The organism is Acidiphilium sp. AL (assembly GCF_025499445.1).
GTDB lineage: Bacteria > Pseudomonadota > Alphaproteobacteria > Acetobacterales > Acetobacteraceae > Acidiphilium > Acidiphilium iwatense.
In genome coordinates this window covers 1-1602 of the sequence record NZ_JAIMBZ010000113.1, presented here as the reverse complement: position 1 = coordinate 1602, position 1602 = coordinate 1, and the positions used below count along the sequence as shown (strand labels likewise).

The 1602-nt window shown below is 60.3% G+C and carries 2 protein-coding genes; both read right to left on the bottom strand.

Annotation, left to right across the window (positions count from 1 at the left end):
- Positions 1-435: 435 nt before the first annotated feature.
- Positions 436-696, bottom strand: coding sequence for an ATP-binding protein (locus AiwAL_RS20140; RefSeq protein ID WP_262313485.1), 261 nt, complete (start codon positions 694-696; stop codon positions 436-438).
- A gap of 120 nt (positions 697-816) precedes the next feature.
- The coding region (locus AiwAL_RS20135) for a tyrosine-type recombinase/integrase (RefSeq protein WP_262313484.1) at positions 817-1602 on the bottom strand (786 nt) is incomplete at its 5' end.

Sequence of the window (1602 nt, the reverse complement as noted above, 5' to 3'; positions counted from 1 at the left end):
CGGCCTGAACGCCACCTCGCAACATCAATGACCACGCTCAGAACAACAATCGCCCGCACCCTCGCCAGAACCCTGCCTAGATGCCCGTGTTGCCAACGACAAATCGAGAATGCTCGATTTATGACACAGTAAGATTAGGCCGGAGACGGCCGTTATGCCATCGCGGGAATGTCTGCTTTTTCTCGATATCGCGTGCTGAAGCGGACAGGCCGCTTTCCACCACCTCTCGCCGTTCCTGTGCGATCCGTTCGGGCTGGCAGCCTCATCGAACGAACGACGGCTTTTGAGCAAGGGTCACAGGCGCTGAACGTGGCTGTGACAATGGATTCTGGCCCACTTGTGCTGATGAATTCTGGCCCACCTCCCGGGGTTGGACAGGCAGGGCCGCCCCGCGGGGCGGCCCTGCCTGTCAGCGGTTCTTTTTCTCCTTCCTGTTCATGATTTGGCGGCCTTCCGTTGCGCCGTGGTGCGGCGGAAGCGATAGGAGTCCGTCCCCGTGGTAATGATGTGCGCACGGTCGGTCAGGCGGTCGATCAGCGCCTTGCACAGGCGCGGATTGGGGATGACCTGCGACCACTCGGAGAACGGCAGGTTGGTGGTGACGATCACCGCGGCTTTCTCGGCCCGATCGGCGATCACCTGGAACATCAGTTCGCACGCCGTCTCCGCCAGCGGCACGTAGCCGAGCTCGTCGATTCACGTTGAGCTCATCGTGATCGACTTATGTGCAGCGCGCAGTGATGTGGAGCTGGAAGGCGTCAACTCCAGCCGACGAAGGTTTGAGGGCCGCCAACTCCACATAACTCGGTTACGGAATCATAGCCGCTTCAGCCAGTCGACGATATTGATCGCGGCTGAATTCACGTGACCAGCGCGAGGCGGCGCGAGTATCTCGGGGAACACCTGCATCAGCGCCTGACGTTTCAGATCGAGATCCGCCCTGGCGTAGGTCATGGTGGTATTCAACGTTGAATGCCCGAGCCACTGACTGATGGTCGCGAAGTCGACCCCGGCCTTCAGCAGAAATATCGCTGTCGTGTGGCGCAGGGAATGGGGGTGGATCCGCTTCTCTCGCAGAGTGTCGACTGCTGTTGCTCCGGCTTCGACATGCTTCTTGAGGAGGTAGCGGACGCCGAAACGAGTAAGCTTGGTGCCCTGACGGTTCATAAATAGCGGCGCGTCACTATCTCCTTGAAGAACCGCGGACTGGGAGAGATCCCGCAGGAGGCGCGCGGTTTGCGGCCAGATCGGGCATAGTCGGGTTTTGCCGCCCTTGCCCCGCAGGCGTACCTGGTGGGGCGGTTCGGTACGGATGTCGCGCAGACGCAGATCAAGGATTTCCTGAACGCGACCGCCGGTATTGAGCATCAGTGCGAACAGGGCATAGTCGCGTTTACCCGAAGGTGTCGAGCGATCGATGGACTTAAGCAGCGCTTCGACCTCCTCAGGCTCCAAGTATTCGATTGGGGTGTTTCGAGCACCGCGCTTGAACGGCACTCCCAGTACGCGTTGCAACTCGGCCAAGTGTGCAGGCTGCTCGGTGGCGAGGAACCGGGCAAATGTATGCAGGGCTGCCAACCGGGTGTTACGGGTAGCGACGCT